Here is a 17316-nt window from a genome sequence, read left to right on the forward strand (position 1 = left end):
TAAGGACCACTGACCGGAGATCGGACTTACTCGTCTAGAAGACTCATGAAGATCTTGGTGGGGCTGTCTGGTTTCTGGGCCGGGTGGCCCCTTGGTCTATGCGGTGGCGGGGTTGATCGTCCAGGTGTTGCCTGTGCGGGTGAGTCCGAGGTTGATCAGTCGGCGGAGGTTGAGGGCGGCGGCTCGGGTGTGGAGCCAGGTGTCGTTGGCGATGGTGCCGCGGTAGCGGAGTCTGCGGTTGCCGTGGTGGACGAGCCAGGCGACGGCGCGTTCGACCGGTGGTCTCCAGCGGCGGTAGTCGGCTTGCCAGTCAGGGTCGGCGGTGGCCTGGCGGCGGGCGGCCGCGAGCAGGTCGTGGTGGGGACGGATGGTCAGGATGCGGCCGGCCTTGGCTTTGGTGCACCGCTCACGTAGGGGGCATCCGGTGCACAGGTTCCCGAAGGCAGCCTTGCGCTGGTTGTTCTGCCCGCCGGGGTCCGACAGGGGGACGGTGTGTCCAGCGGGGCAGCTCACCGTGGCGGCGGCGGTGTCGATACGGAAGTCGTCCAGGGTGAAACCGCCGGGGACGGCAGGCCGTAGCGGGGCGGGTTTGAAAAACAGCCGGTGGCCTGCTGCTTCGAGGGCCTGGCGGGCCTCGCCGGTGGAGTAGGCGGTGTCGCCGAAGGCGTCCACCGGCCCGTCTTCCTCGGCGAGCAGGTCCACGCCGATGGTGGCCTCGTGGTGCTCGGGCCCGACACCGGGGGTGAGGGTCACAGCGGTGTATAACGCGGTCTCCGGCTCGATGGCCAGGTGGGCTTTGTATCCGTCCTGCTGGTGGGTGCGTGTCTTGTGGATGTGCCGGGCTTCGCCATCGACGGTGGAGACCATCCGGTCGTAGGCGGTGCCCCGAGTGATGCGCCAGCGCCCGTCACGGCCGTCGGAGTCCTCGGCGGGTTCGACGTCCTGTCCGGCGACCAGGGCCAGCAGGCCCACCGCGTTCGCAGCCTTCTCACCGAGCTGCTGGTCAGGCAGGTGGCCCAGCAGCCTGAGCGCGTCACCGACGAGGGAGTCGACGAGGTCGGCGCGGGCCTGCTCATCGTTCCAGGCGATGCGGGGTTTGCCGGGATCGGTGTAGTCGTGCGCGGTGCACTGCACGGCCGCGATCTGGTCGGCGCCGGGAACCTCGCGGATCACCGCGCGGATGGCGGCGATGATCTGGGTGACGGTGTCCTGGGTGGCGACCGCGTCGTCCAGCACGGTGGAGTCCAAAGCCCGCCGGTGCTTGCCCTTGAGGACACCGGTCGCCTTCACCACCTCCCGCACCGCCTCGAAGACCCGGTTCGGCCGGGCCGACCGGGAAAGGCGGCGGCGGAAGTAGGCCAGCAGCGACGGATCGAACGCCATGTCGTGCAGGCCGAGTCCGCAGGCGGCCTTCCACCGCAGGTCGCACCGCAGTTCCTGGACCGTCTCGAAGTCCGACAGCCCGTGCAGGGCCTGCAGCGTGACCGCCGAGGCCAGGATCTGCGGCGGCATGCTGGGCCGTCCGTTCCCCGAGGGGTACATGTCCGCGAACATCTCCGCCGGGAACAGCGCACCGCGGTCCTCGGCCAGGAACGCGAACACACTCCCTACCGGGATCAACTCCCGGCAGGTCTCCCACACATCCGGCCCGACCGTCTCCCCGACCCATTCCCCCATCACCACACAACGAGTCTGGCCCCACCGCTCACACGGTGGGGCCAGAACCCCAAGATCTTCATGAGTCTTCTAGGGCCTGTTGTTCGGATCGTGTCGGCGTCGATCGCCTGGCGCGGTCCGTCCCGGCCGACCTGGTCCGGACGACAGACCCCCGGCGGTCCACGGGAGCGGGTCGGCCACCGGGCTCTCGCGAAGGCGCCGACCCCTGCCCGGTCCGCCTCTCCCGTTCATCCATACCGGTCGGTATGCTCGGCCCCGTTCGTGCGCCACCGCCGCCACCCCTCCGGGAGGAACCGTGTCCCGCACCGCCCTGCGCATCTGTCCCCTCTGCGAGGCCACCTGCGGACTGACGCTCACCGTCGAGGACGACCGTGTCACCGGTGCCCGGGGTGACCGCGACGATGTGTTCAGCCGGGGGTTCATCTGCCCGAAGGGCGCCTCCTTCGGGGCCGCGGACTCCGATCCGGACCGGCTGCGCACCCCCCTGGTGCGGCGCGGCGGGGAGTTGCGCGAGGCGACCTGGGACGAGGCCTTCGACGCCGTGGCCGCGGGGCTGCGGCCGGTCGTCGAGCGGTACGGGCCGCACGCCGTCGGTGTGGTCCTCGGCAACCCGAACGTGCACACCGTGGCGGGCGCCCTCTACCCGACCGTCCTGCTCGCCGGTCTGCGCACCCGCAGCCTCTTCACCGCCTCCACGCTGGACCAGATGCCCAAGCACGTGTCCAGCGGGCTGCTCTACGGGGACGCGAACGCCGTCCCCGTGCCCGATCTCGACCGCACGGACCACCTGCTGCTGATCGGCGCCAACCCCCTGGAATCCAACGGGAGTCTGTGCACCGCCCCCGATTTCCCCGGCAAGCTGAAAGGGCTCAGGGCGCGAGGCGGCACGCTCACCGTGATCGACCCCCGCCGCACCCGGACCGCGCGGCTCGCCGACCGGCACGTCGCCGTCCGCCCCGGCACCGACGCGCTGCTCCTCGCCGCGATGACCCACGTCCTCTTCGAGGAGGACCTCGTCGACCTGGGGCACCTCGCCCCGTATGTGCAGGGTGTCGACGACGTCGCCGCCGCCGTACGGGACTTCACGCCCGAGGCCGCCGCCGGGGCGTGCGACGTCGGCGCGGACACCATCCGTACGCTCGCCCGCGAACTGGCCGCCGCGCCCACCGCCGCCGTCTACGGACGCATCGGCAGCTGCACCGTTCCGCACGGGACCCTGGCCAGCTGGCTGGTCGACGTGCTCAACGTGCTCACCGGCAATCTCGACCGTCCCGGCGGCGCGCTCTTCCCGCTGTCGGCCACCGACAGGACGCCCCGGCCCGCCGGGCCCGGCCGCGGGTTCGCGCTCGGGCGCTGGAACTCGAGGGTGAGCCGGCATCCGGAGGCCAAGGGGGAGTTGCCGATCTCCGCACTCGCCGAGGAGATCGACACAGCCACCGACGACGGCAGCCCCATCCGCGCCGTCATCGCCGTCGCCGCCAACCCCGTGCTCTCCGCGCCGGACGGCGATCGCCTCGACAAGGCGCTCGGCTCACTCGACTTCATGGTCGTGGTCGACCCGTATCTCAACGAGACCTCGCGCCACGCGCATGTGCTCCTGCCGCCGCCCCCGCCCTCCCGGGCGCCGCACTTCGACTTCGCGTTCAACACCCTCGCCGTGCGCAACCAGGTCCGCTACACACGCGCCGCCGTCCCCCTGGAACCGGGGCGCATGGCGGAGACCGAGATCCTCGCGCGGCTGGTGCTGGCCGCCACCGGAATGCACGGCGCCGACCCGGAAGCCGTCGACGCCATGGTCGTCGACCAGACCCTCGGCAAAGCGGTCACCGAGGCCCACTCGCCGGTCCACGGCCGCGACCCGCGCGAGCTCGCGGGTCTGCTCACCGGTGACAACGGGCCCGAGCGCCGGCTCGACATGATGCTGCGCCTCGGCCCCTACGGCGACGGATTCGGCGCCCGGACCGACGGGCTCAGCCTGGAGAGGCTGCTCGCCCACCCGCACGGCATCGATCTCCGACCGCTCCGATCGCGTCTGCCGCAGCCGTTGAAGACGGTGAGCGGCAAGGTCGAACTGCTGCCACGGCCGATAGCGGACGACCTTCCGCGCCTGAAACGGGCGCTGGGGGAGCGCGCCGACGGGCTGGTGCTCGTGGGGCGACGGCATCTGCGGTCCAACAACAGCTGGCTGCACAACGTGCCCGCGCTCACCGGCGGGTCCAACCGGTGCACCCTGCACATCCACCCCTCGGACGCCGAGCGGCTCGGGCTCGTCGACGGGGCCCGGGTGCGGGTGAAGGGGGCGGGTGGCGCCGTCACCGTACCCGTCGAGTTCACCGAGGGCATCCGGCCCGGGGTGGTCAGCCTGCCGCACGGCTGGGGCCACGACCGGCCCGGCACCCGGATGAGCCACGCCTCCCTCGACCCGGGCGTCAACGTCAACCAGCTCCTCGACGGCAGTCTGCTCGACCCGCTGTCGGGCAACGCGGTGCTCAACGGCGTTCCCGTGGAGCTCGCGCCGCTCGACACACCGAGCTGACCGGGGTGTTCACGCGGTGGCCGGCACCTCGCGCGTCCCGGCCGCCCCGTACTCCGCCCGGCACGATGCCGTTACCGCGGGACGGGCCCGACGGGCGGTCCGTGTCCCGAGGCGGCCCCGGACCGGCGGCGCCACGTCCGGCAGCTCCTGGCCCGGGCGTGAGATCGTCGCCCCCCGGGCTCCGTGCCCATGTGTCAGGAGGCCTCTGGCGCACCAAAACTAACGGCGCTAGTTTGGGGCCGGACGAGGCTGCGCGGCCCGGGAGGAAAGACGATGAAGGCACATGACGGCATGTACATCGACGGCGCCTGGCGTCCCGCCGCCGGACCGGACGTCATCGTGGTGGTGAACCCGCTCGACGAGCAGGTCGTCGGCCAGGTGCCGGCCGGGACCGCCGACGACGTCGACGCCGCCGTGCGCGCCGCCCGCGCCGCCTTCCCGTCCTGGGCGGCGACCTCGCCGGCCGAGCGCGCCGCCCGGCTCCGCGCCCTCCGCGACGTCCTCGTGGCCCGCAAGGACGAGATCGCCGAGACCGTCACCGCCGAGCTCGGCGCACCGCTGCCGTTCTCGCAGAGCGTCCATGTGGGCATGCCGATCCTGGTCGCCGGCTCGTACGCCGAACTCGCCGCGACGCACGTCTTCGAGGAGCGTATCGGCAACTCCGTCGTCCACCAGGAGCCGATCGGGGTCGTGGGTGCCATCACGCCCTGGAACTACCCCCTCCACCAGATCGTCGCCAAGGTCGCTCCCGCCCTGGCCGCGGGCTGCACGGTCGTCCTCAAGCCCGCCGAGGACACCCCGCTGACCGCCCAGATCTTCGCCGAGGCCGTCCATGAGGCGGGCGTGCCGGCCGGGGTGTTCAACCTCGTCACCGGCCGGGGCCCGGTCGCGGGCCAGGCGCTCGCCGCGCACGAGGGCGTCGACCTGGTCTCCTTCACCGGCTCCACCGCGGTCGGCCGGCAGATCGGCGCGACGGCGGGGGCGGCGGTCAAGAAGGTCGCGCTGGAACTGGGCGGCAAGTCCGCGAACGTCATCCTGCCGAGCGCGGACCTCGCCAGGGCCGTGAACGTCGGCGTGGCCAACGTGATGTCCAACTCCGGCCAGACGTGCAGCGCCTGGACGAGGATGCTGGTGCACCGGGAGCAGTACGAGGAGGCGCTGGAGCTCGCCGCCGCGGCCGCGGCGAAGTACGGCGACCGCATCGGTCCGGTGGTGAACGCCAGGCAGCAGGGACGGGTGCGGAGTTACATCCACAAGGGCGTCGAGGAGGGCGCGCGCCTGATCGCGGGCGGCCCCGGATCCCCGCGCGAGCGCGGCTTCTTCGTCCGCCCCACGGTCTTCGCCGACGTCGCTCCCGAGATGACGATCGCCCAGGAGGAGATCTTCGGTCCCGTGCTCTGCGTCCTGCGCTACGAGGACGAGGAGGACGCCCTGCGCATCGCGAACGGCACCGTGTACGGACTCGCCGGTGCCGTCTGGGCGGGCGACGACGCCGAGGCCGCCGCGTTCGCCCGGCGGCTGGAGACCGGTCAGGTCGACATCAACGGCGGACGCTTCAACCCCCTTGCGCCCTTCGGCGGTTACAAGCAGTCCGGGGTGGGCCGCGAACTGGGCGCGCACGGGCTCGCCGAATACCTCCAGACCAAGTCCCTCCAGTTCCAGGAGCGCTGAGCCAGATGGTCCGTGCCGCTGTCCTGCCCGCCGTCGGTGCCCCACTGGAGGTCACCGGCATCGAGCTGCCCGAGCCGGGGCCAGGCCGGGTCCGGGTCCGGCTGGCCGCCGCCGGGGTCTGCCACTCCGATCTGTCCCTGTCCAACGGCACCATGCGGGTTCCGGTGCCCGCGGTGCTCGGACACGAGGGCGCGGGGACCGTGGTGTCCGTGGGAGAGGGGGTCACCCATGTCGTCCCGGGCGACGGCGTCGTCCTCAACTGGGCCCCCTCCTGCGGGACCTGCCATGCCTGCGCGCTCGGAGAGGTGTGGCTCTGCGTGAACGCGCTGAACGGCTCCGGCGACGTCCACGCCCGCCGTGGCGACGACGGCACGGATCTGCATCCGGGCCTCAACGTGGCCGCGTTCGCGGAGGAGACGGTGGTGGCGGCGTCCTGTGTGCTGCCGGCACCCGACGGGGTGCCGCTCGCGGATGCCGCCCTGCTGGGCTGCGCCGTGCTCACGGGGTACGGCGCCGTGCACCACGCGGCGAAGGTGCGGCCCGGGGAGACGGTGGCGGTCTTCGGCGTGGGAGGCGTGGGCCTCGCGGCGCTGCAGTCGGCACGGATCGCGGGGGCGGAGCGGATCGTCGCGGTGGACGTGTCCCCCGCGAAGGAGGAACTGGCCCGGCACGCGGGCGCCACCGACTTCGTGCTCGCCTCCGACACCACTCACCGCGAGATCCGCGGGCTCACGGACAAGCAGGGCGTGGACGTGGCGGTGGAGTGCGTGGGGCGCGCGGCCACCATCCGCGCGGCCTGGGACTCCACGCGCCGCGGCGGCCGCACCACGGTCGTCGGCATCGGGGGCAAGGACCAGCAGGTCACGTTCAACGCCCTGGAGATCTTCCACTGGGGCCGCACCCTGTCGGGCTGCGTCTACGGCAACTGCGACCCGGCTGCCGACCTGCCGGTCCTGGCGGAGCACGTACGGGCCGGGCGCCTCGACCTGGGCGCGCTGGTGACCGAGCGGATCGCGCTCGAGGAGATCCCGGCGGCATTCGGGAACATGCTGGCGGGCAAGGGTGGCCGCGCGCTGGTGGTGTTCTAGGACTCGGCGGCCGGGACCTGCTCGGGCGTGGTGGTCGCGGCCGTGACCGGTGCCGTCCGGCGAGAGCGCGACCGGGAGACCGCCACGCCGGCCAGGCACAGCACCCCGCCTGCGAGCGTCAGCAGCCCCGGCACCTCGCCGAGGAAGAGCCAGGACATCAGGACGACCAGCGCGGGCACGGCGTACGTCGTCGCACCCATACGGCTCGCGGTCGTACGGGCCAGGGCATAGGCCCAGGTCGTGAAGGCGAGCGCCGTCGGGAAGACGCCCAGGTAGAGCATGTTGAGCGTCGCGGAGACCGGGGCGTGGGCCGCGTCGCGCACCAGTTGCCCGGCGAACGGCAGACACGTCAGCGCACCCATCAGGCACCCCCACGTGGTCACCTGGAGCGGGCTCGCCGAGCCCAGCGCGGGCTTCTGCGCGACGACACCGGCCGCGTATGCCATGGCCGCGAGCAGGCACAGCACCACCCCGAGCACCGAGGAGCCGCCGTCCCCCGACATCGAGAGCCCCACGGTCACGGCACCGGCGAACGACACCGCCATGCCCGCGAGCAGCCGCGGGGGCATGGCGTCGCCCAGCAGCCGTGACCCGAGCAGCGCGATCAGGACGGGTCCGATGTTGACGACCAGTGCGGCGGTGCCGGCGTCCACCTGCCGTTCGCCCCAGTTGAGGACGACCATGTACACCCCGAACCACAGCACGCCGGATATCGCCGTGCCGCGCCAGGCGGAGCGCGGCGGAAGTCCCTCACGTCGTACGAGACAGATCGCTCCCAGTGTCAGGGCTCCGGCCAGCAGTCGCCCGAGCGCCAGCGCACCGGGCGCGTACGCGGCTCCCGCACTGCGGATCGAGACGAAGGCGGAGGCCCACAGCACGACGGTGACGGTGGCGGCGCCTGCGGCGAGGCGGGACGGGGAGGCGTTCATCATGCTCCAGAGGCTAAGTGGGGGCGCAATACGGGCGCTCGCGGATTTCGGACGGGACACCGGGGCTCAGCGCAGTGACTCGGCCTCGATGCCCAGCAGTTGGGACAGCGCACGCTCGCCCGCGGTCGTGACCTCCACCGCCCGCTCGGAGCCGATGCGCACACACCAGCCGGCGTCCAGGGCGTGCCGGCACAGGGCGGCGCCCGCCACGCCCGCGAGGTGGGGACGGCGCTCGGTCCAGTCGAGGCAGGCGCGGGCCAGTGGCCGTCGGCCCCGGCGGTCGAGACCGATACCGGCGGTGTCGAACCACGCCAAGCCGGCGTCCGTGAGCGCGAACCCGGTGTCCTGGCGCAGCAGCCCCCGTGCCGTCAGCGCATCGGTCACGGTGATCCCCAGCCGGCCGGCGAGATGGTCGTAGCAGGTGCGGCCGCGTGCCATCGCGGAACCGGCGCTCACCTCCCGCAGGCCGCGCGGGCGTCCGGCGACGGCGTCCGGCGCGACCTGCGCGGCCAGATCCTCCACCAGCTGGGCGAGGCGTGCGTCGGCCAGCCGCACATAGCGGTGCCGGCCCTGTCGTTCCACTGCCAGCAGCCCGCCCGCGACGAGCTTGCCCAGGTGCTCGCTCAGTGTCGACGGGGCGACCCCCGCATGCCGCGCGAGCTCACCGGCGGTCCAGGCCCGACCGTCGAGCAGCGCCAGCAGGCATGCGGCCCGCGTCTCGTCGGCGATCAGGGCGGCGAACCCGGCGAGACCGGCCGCCCTCGCGTCCTTGCCACGCTCCATGTCCTCCAGCATGGGACATGGACACTTCGGCGCCTGCCGAAGGGTGGCAGGCCCGGTCATGCTTGACGTGTGGACCGCTCGTACTGCTGCTCCAGTCCGTCCAGCAGCGCCGTCAGGCCCGTCTCGAAGGCCCGTTCGTCGATCCTCCCCTGCTGTTCGGCCAGGAGGTGGGCCTGTCCGAGGTGGGGGTAGTCGGCCGGGTCGTACGCCGCCCGGTCGTCGACGAATCCGCCGGCGAACGAGCCGAGTGCGGAGCCCATGACGAAATAGCGCATCAGGGCCCCGATGGAGGTCGCCTGCGCGGGCGGCCAGCCGGCGTCCACCATCGCGCCGTAGACGGCGTCCGCGAGGCGCAGCGCGGCCGGCCGGCGGCCGGGGCCGTGCGCGAGGACCGGCACGATGTTGGGATGGTCGCGCAGCGCCGCCCGGTAGGAGACCGCCCAGTCGTGCAGCGCCGTCCGCCAGTCCCGGCCGTCCTCGAACATCGACAGGTCGACCTGGGCGCTGACCGAGTCCGCGACCGCCTCCAGGATCTGGTCCTTCGTGCGGAAGTGGTTGTACAGCGAGGGCCCGCTGACCCCGAGTTCCGCGGCGAGCCGTCGTGTGGAGACGGCCGCGAGGCCTTCCGAGTCCACCAGCGCCCGCGCCGTGGCGACGATGCGTTCGGTGCTGAGGAGAGGCTTGTGGGGTCGGGCCATGGCGCACATAGTAGGGCTGCGACTTGAAACTAGCAGTGCTAATTTAAATGTGTGGCATTCAATGATCTTCCGGACCTTCCCTTGGAGTGACGCGCCGTGAACCTGGAGCTCAGCGAGGAGCAGGTCGCCGTCCGGCGGCTGGCAGAGGACTTCGTGGAGCGTGAGATCGCTCCCCATGTGGTCGTCTGGGACCGGGCCGAGGAGGTCGACCGGTCGATCGTGAGGAAGCTGGGCGAGGTGGGGTTCCTCGGCCTCACCGTCGACGAGGAGTACGGCGGGTCCGGCGGTGACCATCTCGCGTACTGCCTGGTGACCGAGGAACTGGGCCGTGGCGACTCCTCCGTGCGCGGGATCGTGTCCGTCTCGCTGGGGCTCGTCGCCAAGACGATCGCCGCGTGGGGGAGCGAGGAGCAGAAGCGGCGGTGGCTGCCGGGCCTCACCTCCGGCGAGTACGTCGGCTGCTTCGGGCTCACCGAGCCGGGCACCGGTTCGGACGCGGGCAACCTCGCCACGAGAGCGGTGCGCGACGGCGACGACTACGTGATCAACGGCAGCAAGATGTTCATCACGAACGGCACCTGGGCCGACGTCGTGCTGCTGTTCGCCCGCTCCACGGACGCCCCCGGCCACAAGGGCGTGTCCGCCTTCCTCGTGCCGACCACGACGCCGGGGCTGACCCGCCGCACCATCCACGGCAAGCTCGGGCTGCGCGGCCAGGCCACGGCCGAGCTGGTTCTGGAGGACGTGCGGGTGCCCGCCTCCGCGATGCTGGCGCCCGAGGGCAAGGGCTTCTCCGTCGCCATGTCCGCGCTCGCCAAGGGGCGCATGTCGGTCGCGGCGGGCTGTGTCGGCATAGCCAGGGCGGCCCTGGACGCCGCCGTGCGCTACTCCACCGAGCGGGAGCAGTTCGGCAGGACCATCGCCCACCACCAGCTCGTCCAGGAGCTCATCAGCGACATCGCCGTCGACGTGGACGCGGCGCGGCTGCTGACCTGGCGGGTCGCCGATCTGATCGACCGGGGCCTGCCCTTCGCCGTGGAGTCCTCCAAGGCCAAGCTCTTCGCCTCCGAGGCGGCCGTGCGCGCCGCCAACAACGCGCTCCAGGTCTTCGGCGGGTACGGCTACATCGACGAGTACCCGGCGGGCAAGCTCCTGCGCGACGCCCGGGTGATGACCCTCTACGAGGGCACCAGCCAGATCCAGAAGCTGGTCATCGGGCGGGCGCTGACGGGCGTTTCGGCGTTCTGAGTACCCCTTTGAGTACTTCGGCGGATGTGACGCGTGCCACGTCCGCCGATCCTGGTCGGCATGAGTGAGACTCCGGTCAAGCAGCAGAACACGGCCGCCTTCTACGGTCAGGCCGTCGCGTCCTTCGCCGTCGCCATGGCGGCGACGGCCATCGGCATCGCCAGGCTGAACGCCGATGCCTGGGTGCGGGCCTTCCTGGGCATCGCCGTCCTGTATCTGGTCACCTCCGCCTTCACCCTGGCCAAGGTGATCCGGGACCGGCAGGAGGCGGGTCAGCTCGTCAGTCGTGTCGACCAGGCGCGGCTGGAGAAGCTGCTCGCCGAGCACGACCCCTTCGAGAAGCTCTGAGCCGGGGAGCACGCCGCTGAGCGGGGAGACTAAGCGCCCGCTCAGCTTCGGGGGTATGGTGTTCGTCCTGCCATCGGAAGGGGCGAGCGATGAGTGCGGCGGAGGAGACGGCCGGCGGCGAGGCCGAGCCGTGGGTCGAGGTGACGCCGGACGCGGCCCGGCGACTGCTGGTCGCCGCGGTCGAGGCCTTCGCCGAGCGCGGCTACCACGCCACCACGACACGTGACATCGCGGGACGCGCCGGCATGAGCCCCGCCGCGCTCTACATCCACTACAAGACCAAGGAAGAGCTGCTTCACCGCATCAGCCGGATCGGGCACGAGAAGGCCCTCGAGATCCTGCGCACGGCGGCCCGGCGCGAGGGCGGCGCGGCGGACCGGCTCGCCGACGCCGTGAGCTCCTTCGTCCGGTGGCACGCCGGGCGGCGCACCACCGCCCGGGTGGTGCAGTACGAACTCGACGCGCTCGGCCCGGAGGCCCGCGCGGAGATCGTCGCGCTGCGCCGCCAGTGCGACGCAGAGGTGCGCGGCATCATCGAAGAGGGTGTGGCCTCCGGCGAGTTCGACGTGCTGGACGTCTGGGCCACCACGCTGGCCGTGCTCTCGCTCTGCATCGACGTCGCCCGCTGGTTCAACATCGAGGGGCCGCGCACGCCCGACGAGGTCGGCGCGCGCTACGCCGACCTCGTCCTGAGGATGGTGGGGGCGGGGTCTCGGTCCCCCCGGGCTCAGAGGTAGTAGCGCGACACGGACTCCGCCACGCACACCGGCTTGTCGCCGCCCTCGCGCTCCACGGTGAAGGCGATCGCCACCTGGATCCCGCCGGGCACGTCCTCCACACCGCTGATCGTCGCGGTGGCGCGCAGCCGCGACCCGACCGGGACGGGGGCGGGGAAGCGGACCTTGTTGGTCCCGTAGTTCACACCCATCTTCACGCCCTCGACGCTGATCAGCTGGGGCCCGAAGAGGGGGAGCAGCGACAGCGTGAGATAGCCGTGCGCGATGGTCGTCCCGAAGGGGCCCGCGGCCGCCTTCTCGGGGTCGACGTGGATCCACTGGTGGTCGCCCGTGGCGTCCGCGAACAGATCGATCCGCTTCTGGTCGATCTCCAGCCAGTCGGTGTACCCCAGTTGCTCGCCCACCGCCGCCTTCAGCTCGTCGGCGGACGTGAAGGTCCTCGGTTCTGCCATGTTCCCGGCCTCTCGCCTCACGAAGTCACTCTAAGCAACTGCTTAGCATGGTCGGCTCCCACAGTCATGTCAACGGACCCGGCTGCGCGACCGTGGGTAGGGTCTGAGGGGTGCCCCAGATCCCCGAGAAGATCCACGAGCTGACGGTCGGCCAGCTGGCCGCGCGCAGCGGCGCCGCCGTCTCCGCCCTGCACTTCTACGAGTCCAAGGGCCTGATCAGCAGCCGGCGCACAGCGGGCAACCAGCGGCGCTATCAGCGCGACGCGTTGCGCCGGGTCGCCTTCGTGCGCGCCGCCCAACGCGTCGGCATCCCGCTGGCCACCATCCGCGACGCCCTCGCCGAACTGCCCGAGGAGCGCACTCCCACCCGCGAGGACTGGGCCAGGCTCTCCCGGGCCTGGCGCTCCGAACTCGACGAGCGCATCAGCCAGCTGAGCCGGCTCCGCGACCATCTCACCGACTGCATCGGCTGCGGCTGCCTGTCCCTGGAGACCTGCGTCCTGTCCAACCCGGACGACGTCTTCGGCGAACGGCACTCCGGCTCGCGTCTGATGGTCGAACGCGCGACCGCCGGGCAGCAGCGCAGGCAGGGGGACGAGCCGGAGCCCTGCCGCTGACCTGCGGGCCGCGTCCGGTGGGTGCCGGACCGTACGGCCGCTTCTCAGAAGCCGCGCCGGTGCCGCCCGTACTGGGCCAGTCCCTCCGTGACCAACTCGGCGTTGGACCGTGCGGGTCGGCCGTCCGGCAGGACCAGTGTGTCCTCGAGCCCGATACGGGTCGCGAGGCCGAGACGTGCGGCGAGACGCAGCACCGGCCAGGCTCCGCCGTCCTCGCCGTGCAGCAGCACGGGGCGGCCGTGGGCCGGCCCGAGGTCCAGGAGGAGGGCATGGGCGGTGTCCTCCGCCGTGTCCGGGGAGGGGTCCGTGACCTCGGCGAGCACCCGCAGCACGCTCGGACCCAGCCGGGACACGGCGAAGCGGGCCGCGCCGTCGGTACCGGACCAGAGGCCCGCCTCCACCCCGACGCCTCGCTCGATCAGCGCCGCCGCGACCTCCTCGGCACCCGGTTCGTGCCAGTTGACCGAGGCGTGGTCGGGCAGCACCGTCCACGAGCGGATGCGCCCCACACGCGCGTCCGGGTCGGGCTCGGTCCATGCGCCGGTGGTCACGCCCACGGGGACGGCGACGCGTGCCCGTATCGCCTCGAGCGTCGCCGCGACCACCCACGCCGACAACGTGTCCTGTCCGCAGGGCGTCCTGGGATGGACATGGATGTCCGAGGCCCCGGCCGCCACGGCGGCCGCCGCCGCATCGGCCAGCGCCGCCGGCGACAAGGGGACGGCCGAGCCGTCGCCCGCTCCCCGGACTCCGTTCAGACAGACCTGCACCATGTCGTCGATGGTGCCGTATGCCGCTGACAGCGGGGGGTGCGACTTCGGCGCACCCCCGCGCCCCCACGCTCACGCGTCACGCCGACACGAGCAGCCGCGCGCGCCTGGACTCGGCCAGGGCTTCGGTGGTCAGCAAAGGCCTCGGCACGACGACACCGCAGTTCGTGCAGACCGGACCCGACGAAGGCTCGTGGGCCAGGTCGTAGGTCCATACGAGTTGCTCGCCGGCGCAGACCGGGCAGGCCGAGCCCGGTTCACGCTCCAGCGCGGCGATGAGCCGGCGCAGTACCTCGGCCAGTGGTTCATGGGGGTGGACCCGCGGATCGTCGCACCAGGCGACGCCGAACCCGCCCCAGGTCAGCCGGTGCCAGTCGTCCACACTGCCGGGCCTGCGCAGTCCGTCGTGCTTCTCCCTCCTACGGCGTTCCGTGAACTCGGCCTCGTAGGCGAGCCAGACGGAGCGGGCCTCCTCCAGTTCCTCCAGTGCGGCCACGAGCCGCGCCGGGTCGGGAGAACGGTCCTCGGGGCCGAACCCGGCCCGGGAGCAGAGATGGTCCCAGGTCGCCCGATGCCCGTAGGGGGCGAACTTCTCAAGGCACTTGCGCAGTGAGTAGCGGCGTAGTGCCAGATCGCACCTCGGATCGCGAACCTGTCTCGCCAGACTCCTGAAACCGGCCATCGCCCTGCACCTCCGTCACACCTGCACCTGTACTCCGGTCACTTCGGCGTCGTTGTACGGACGTCGCCGAATAGACGTGTCGACAGGCGATTCGGCTCCATCCGATTTTCCACGCCCTCCAAAAAACACCTGACGACCAGTTGAAAAGTGACGCATGTTCACCTTCAATCGCGGGGGTACCGGCGGTAACGTCTGCCCACCCCCTCCCGCGCTCATGTTCCGCTCGAGCAGAGGGAGGACCCCATCGTCGGGAGGAGCTGCCATGCCACGGCGCACCCCACGCAACGCCCTCGACAGACTGAGAACTCCTCGCAGATTTCCGAAGTTCCTCAAGACCGCCGCGATATGCATCCTCGTGGGCGGTCTTTTCACGCCGATCTCCGAGGCGGCCGCGGCCGACAGCGCGGCGGCGGCCGACACGGCGGCCGTCGCCGACCACTGCGGCGGTCAGTGCTCGGACATCCTCCCGCCGGGTGAGAACGGCAACGCGACGCTCGCCCAGATCCTGCTCAACCAGGCCTTCGGCATCCAGCCCGGTCACGCCGAGGACCAACTCGGCCCCTATGCGAATCTGGCCACCGGCCGTTCCACGCTGACCGATGCGAAGATCAACTCGTTCTTCAACGACGCGTCGTTCGGCGTGCCCTCCGATCAGGTCGCCTCCAGCGAGAAGCCCGCGGGCCGCGGCGACGTGACGATCGTCCGTGACAAGAAGACGGGTGTGCCGCACATCACCGGTACCACTCGATACGGCACCGAGTTCGGCGCCGGTTATGCCGCCGCCGAGGACCGGCTGTGGCTGATGGACGTCTTCCGGCACGTCGGACGCGGGCAGCTGACCTCGTTCGCGGGCGGCGCCGCCGCCAACCAGGGCCTGGAGCAGGAGTTCTGGCGCAACGCGCCCTACACCGAGGCGGACCTGCAGGCCCAGATCGACCACGCGGTGGCCTCCGCCGGCGACCGCGGCCGGCAGGCCCTCGCCGACGTGGGCGCCTACCTGGACGGGATCAACGCCTACATCGACGCCTCCGACAGCGGCCGCTACTTCCCCGGCGAGTACGTCCTGACCGGGCACAAGGACTCCATCACCAACGCCGGCACCATCGACCACTTCAAGGTCACCGACATGGTCGCGCTCGCCTCCGTCGTCGGTTCGCTCTTCGGCTCGGGAGGCGGCGGCGAGGTCAGCAACGCGATCTCCCTGCTGGCCGCCCAGTCCAAGTACGGAGTGGAGCAGGGCACCAAGGTCTGGGAGTCCTTCCGCGAGCGCAACGACCCCGAGGCCGTCCTCACCGTGCACAACGGCGAGAGCTTCCCCTACGCGTCGAAGCCCGACGACCCGCAGGGCGAGGCACTGCCCGACGCCGGTTCGGTGACCGAGGAGGCGCTCGTCCACGACCGCACGGGCAGCGCCGCCACCTCCGGTGCCGCCCGAGCCTCGAAGACGGCTGCCGCCACCGCACTGACCTCCGCCAAACGCGGCATGTCCAACGCGCTCGTGGTCAGCGGCAAGTACACCGCGAGCGGCCATCCCGTCGCCGTGTTCGGGCCGCAGACCGGCTACTTCGCGCCGCAGCTGCTCATGCTCCAGGAGATCCAGGGCCCGGGCATCAGCGCCCGCGGCGCCTCCTTCGCGGGCCTGAGCATGTACGTCGAACTGGGCCGCGGCCAGGACTACTCGTGGAGCGCCACGACCTCGGGCCAGGACATCATCGACACCTACGCGGTCGAGCTGTGCCAGGACGACTACCACTACCTGTACCACGGCACCTGCACCGCCATGGACAAGGTCGAGCAGAAGAACGCCTGGTCCCCGACCGTCGCCGACGGAACCGCGGCCGGCTCCTACACGATGCGGGTCTGGCGCACGAAGTACGGGCCGGTGCAGTACCGGGCCACCGTGGGCGGCAAGAAGGTCGCATACACCACCCTGCGCTCGTCCTTTCTGCACGAGGCCGACTCGATCATCGGCTTCCAGATGCTCAACGACCCCGACTACGTCAAGGGACCGGAGGACTTCCGGAGCGCGGCACAGCACATCAACTTCACCTTCAACTGGTTCTACGCCGACTCCCGGCACACCGCGTACTACAACAGCGGTGACAACCCGGTGCGGGCGGGCGGCGTCGACGCCGAGTTCCCGGTGTGGGCGCAGCCGGCGTACGAGTGGCGCAACTGGGATCCGGCGACGAACACAGCCGATTACACGCCGCCCGCCCAGCACCCCGGCTCCGTCGACCAGGACTACTACATCTCCTGGAACAACAAGCAGGCCAAGGACTACACGACGGCTCCCTGGGGCGACGGCTCGGTCCATCGCGGCAATCTGCTTCAGGACCGGGTGAAGAAGCTCGTCGCGGCGGGCGGCGTGACCCGGTCGTCCCTGGTGAAGGCGATGGCGGACGCCGCTCTCGCGGATCTGCGCGCCGAGGACGTGCTGCCCGATCTGCTGAAGGTCGTGAACAGTTCGACGGTGACCGACCCCGCGACCGCGGCGGCGGTGGGCAAGCTGTCCGCCTGGGTGTCGGCGGGCGCGAGGCGCACCGAGACCTCGGCCGGTTCGAAGAAGTACGCGGACGCCGACGCGGTCCGCATCCTGGACGCCTGGTGGCCGCTGCTGGTGAAGGCCGAGTTCGAGCCGGGACTGGGCAGCGATCTGTACACGGCCTTGACCGCCAACCTGCCGGTCGACGAGTCGCCGTCGGCAGCGCACGGCCCGACCGGATCGCACGCCGGAAGCTCCTTCCAGTACGGCTGGTGGAGTTATGTCGACAAGGACATCCGGGCGGTGCTCGGTGAGCCGGTCCAGGGGCCGTTGGCGCAGAAGTACTGCGGCGGTGGTGACCTCGGCGCCTGCCGGGACGTCCTGACCGGCACGCTGAAGCAGGCAGCCGGGATGACCGCGTCCCAGGTGTACCCCGGTGACGACCAGTGCTCGGCGGGTGACCAGTGGTGCGCCGACTCGATCGTCCAGCGCGCCCTCGGCGGTATCAAGCACGGCAGGATCAGCTGGCAGAACCGGCCGACGTACCAGCAGGTGGTGGAGTTCACGTCGCACCGGTAGGTGAGCCAGGGCGGCG

15 protein-coding genes are annotated in these 17316 nt (G+C 71.5%); 8 read left to right on the forward strand and 7 right to left on the reverse strand.

Annotated elements, in window-relative coordinates:
* Positions 1-96: 96 nt before the first annotated feature.
* Positions 97-1677 carry an IS1182 family transposase gene (locus RCR19_RS29345; RefSeq protein WP_331269501.1) on the reverse strand — a complete coding sequence of 527 codons (1581 nt, stop codon included), beginning with the start codon at positions 1675-1677 and terminating at the stop codon, positions 97-99.
* 295 nt (positions 1678-1972) lie between these two features.
* Between RCR19_RS29345 and RCR19_RS29350 the strand changes: the two genes are divergently transcribed.
* The 3 genes from RCR19_RS29350 to RCR19_RS29360 all read left to right on the forward strand — a co-directional run bounded on the left by RCR19_RS29350 (position 1973) and on the right by RCR19_RS29360 (position 6972).
* Positions 1973-4213, forward strand: a complete 2241-nt coding sequence (locus tag RCR19_RS29350) for a molybdopterin oxidoreductase family protein (RefSeq protein WP_331267863.1) — start codon at positions 1973-1975, stop codon at positions 4211-4213.
* A 273-nt stretch (positions 4214-4486) separates the two neighbouring features.
* Positions 4487-5884, forward strand: coding sequence for an aldehyde dehydrogenase family protein (locus tag RCR19_RS29355; protein ID WP_331267864.1), 1398 nt, complete (start codon positions 4487-4489; stop codon positions 5882-5884).
* 5 nt (positions 5885-5889) lie between these two features.
* Positions 5890-6972 (forward strand): Zn-dependent alcohol dehydrogenase, encoded by a 1083-nt coding sequence (locus RCR19_RS29360; protein WP_331267865.1) that lies wholly within the window; start codon positions 5890-5892, stop codon positions 6970-6972.
* Here the strand turns inward: RCR19_RS29360 and RCR19_RS29365 are convergent.
* From RCR19_RS29365 to RCR19_RS29375, 3 genes are all read right to left on the reverse strand, one after another.
* On the reverse strand, positions 6969-7901 hold the full coding sequence (locus RCR19_RS29365; RefSeq protein ID WP_331269588.1) for a DMT family transporter: 933 nt from the start codon (positions 7899-7901) through the stop codon (positions 6969-6971). The two genes, RCR19_RS29360 and RCR19_RS29365, sit on opposite strands and share 4 nt — an antisense overlap.
* Before the next feature lie 66 nt (positions 7902-7967).
* Positions 7968-8684 carry a winged helix-turn-helix domain-containing protein gene (locus tag RCR19_RS29370; RefSeq protein ID WP_331267866.1) on the reverse strand — a complete coding sequence of 239 codons (717 nt, stop codon included), beginning with the start codon at positions 8682-8684 and terminating at the stop codon, positions 7968-7970.
* A 56-nt stretch (positions 8685-8740) separates the two neighbouring features.
* Positions 8741-9391 (reverse strand): TetR/AcrR family transcriptional regulator, encoded by a 651-nt coding sequence (locus RCR19_RS29375; protein ID WP_181923015.1) that lies wholly within the window; start codon positions 9389-9391, stop codon positions 8741-8743.
* 87 nt (positions 9392-9478) lie between these two features.
* Here RCR19_RS29375 and RCR19_RS29380 point away from each other — a divergent pair, with 87 nt between their 5' ends.
* The 3 genes from RCR19_RS29380 (at position 9479) to RCR19_RS29390 (ending at position 11715) form a co-directional block, all read left to right on the forward strand.
* The gene (locus RCR19_RS29380) at positions 9479-10630 is read left to right on the forward strand and encodes an acyl-CoA dehydrogenase family protein (protein ID WP_331267867.1); all 1152 of its coding nucleotides are present in this window, start codon (positions 9479-9481) and stop codon (positions 10628-10630) included.
* A gap of 60 nt (positions 10631-10690) precedes the next feature.
* A complete protein-coding gene (locus RCR19_RS29385; RefSeq protein WP_331267868.1) occupies positions 10691-10978 on the forward strand; it encodes a YiaA/YiaB family inner membrane protein in 288 nt (95 codons plus the stop codon).
* 89 nt (positions 10979-11067) lie between these two features.
* Complete coding sequence (locus RCR19_RS29390; RefSeq protein ID WP_331267869.1) at positions 11068-11715, forward strand: TetR/AcrR family transcriptional regulator; 648 nt, start codon at positions 11068-11070, stop codon at positions 11713-11715.
* Here the strand turns inward: RCR19_RS29390 and RCR19_RS29395 are convergent.
* A complete protein-coding gene (locus RCR19_RS29395) occupies positions 11706-12167 on the reverse strand; it encodes a MaoC family dehydratase (protein ID WP_331267870.1) in 462 nt (153 codons plus the stop codon). The two genes, RCR19_RS29390 and RCR19_RS29395, sit on opposite strands and share 10 nt — an antisense overlap.
* 110 nt (positions 12168-12277) lie before the next feature.
* On the opposite strand from RCR19_RS29395, the gene soxR reads away from it, so the two are divergent.
* Complete coding sequence (gene soxR, locus RCR19_RS29400) at positions 12278-12784, forward strand: redox-sensitive transcriptional activator SoxR (RefSeq protein ID WP_331267871.1); 507 nt, start codon at positions 12278-12280, stop codon at positions 12782-12784.
* A gap of 44 nt (positions 12785-12828) precedes the next feature.
* On the opposite strand, the gene RCR19_RS29405 is transcribed toward soxR, so the two are convergent.
* Complete coding sequence (locus RCR19_RS29405) at positions 12829-13557, reverse strand: 3-keto-5-aminohexanoate cleavage protein (protein ID WP_331267872.1); 729 nt, start codon at positions 13555-13557, stop codon at positions 12829-12831.
* A 76-nt stretch (positions 13558-13633) separates the two neighbouring features.
* Complete coding sequence (locus tag RCR19_RS29410) at positions 13634-14236, reverse strand: hypothetical protein (RefSeq protein WP_220294679.1); 603 nt, start codon at positions 14234-14236, stop codon at positions 13634-13636.
* A gap of 262 nt (positions 14237-14498) precedes the next feature.
* Here RCR19_RS29410 and RCR19_RS29415 point away from each other — a divergent pair, with 262 nt between their 5' ends.
* Positions 14499-17300, forward strand: a complete 2802-nt coding sequence (locus tag RCR19_RS29415) for a penicillin acylase family protein (RefSeq protein ID WP_331267873.1) — start codon at positions 14499-14501, stop codon at positions 17298-17300.
* The last annotated feature ends 16 nt before the right edge of the window (positions 17301-17316 follow it).

Origin of the sequence: Streptomyces sp. WAC07094, assembly GCF_036320405.1 — a bacterium.
In the GTDB taxonomy this organism is placed as follows: Bacteria; Actinomycetota; Actinomycetes; order Streptomycetales; family Streptomycetaceae; genus Streptomyces; species Streptomyces lannensis.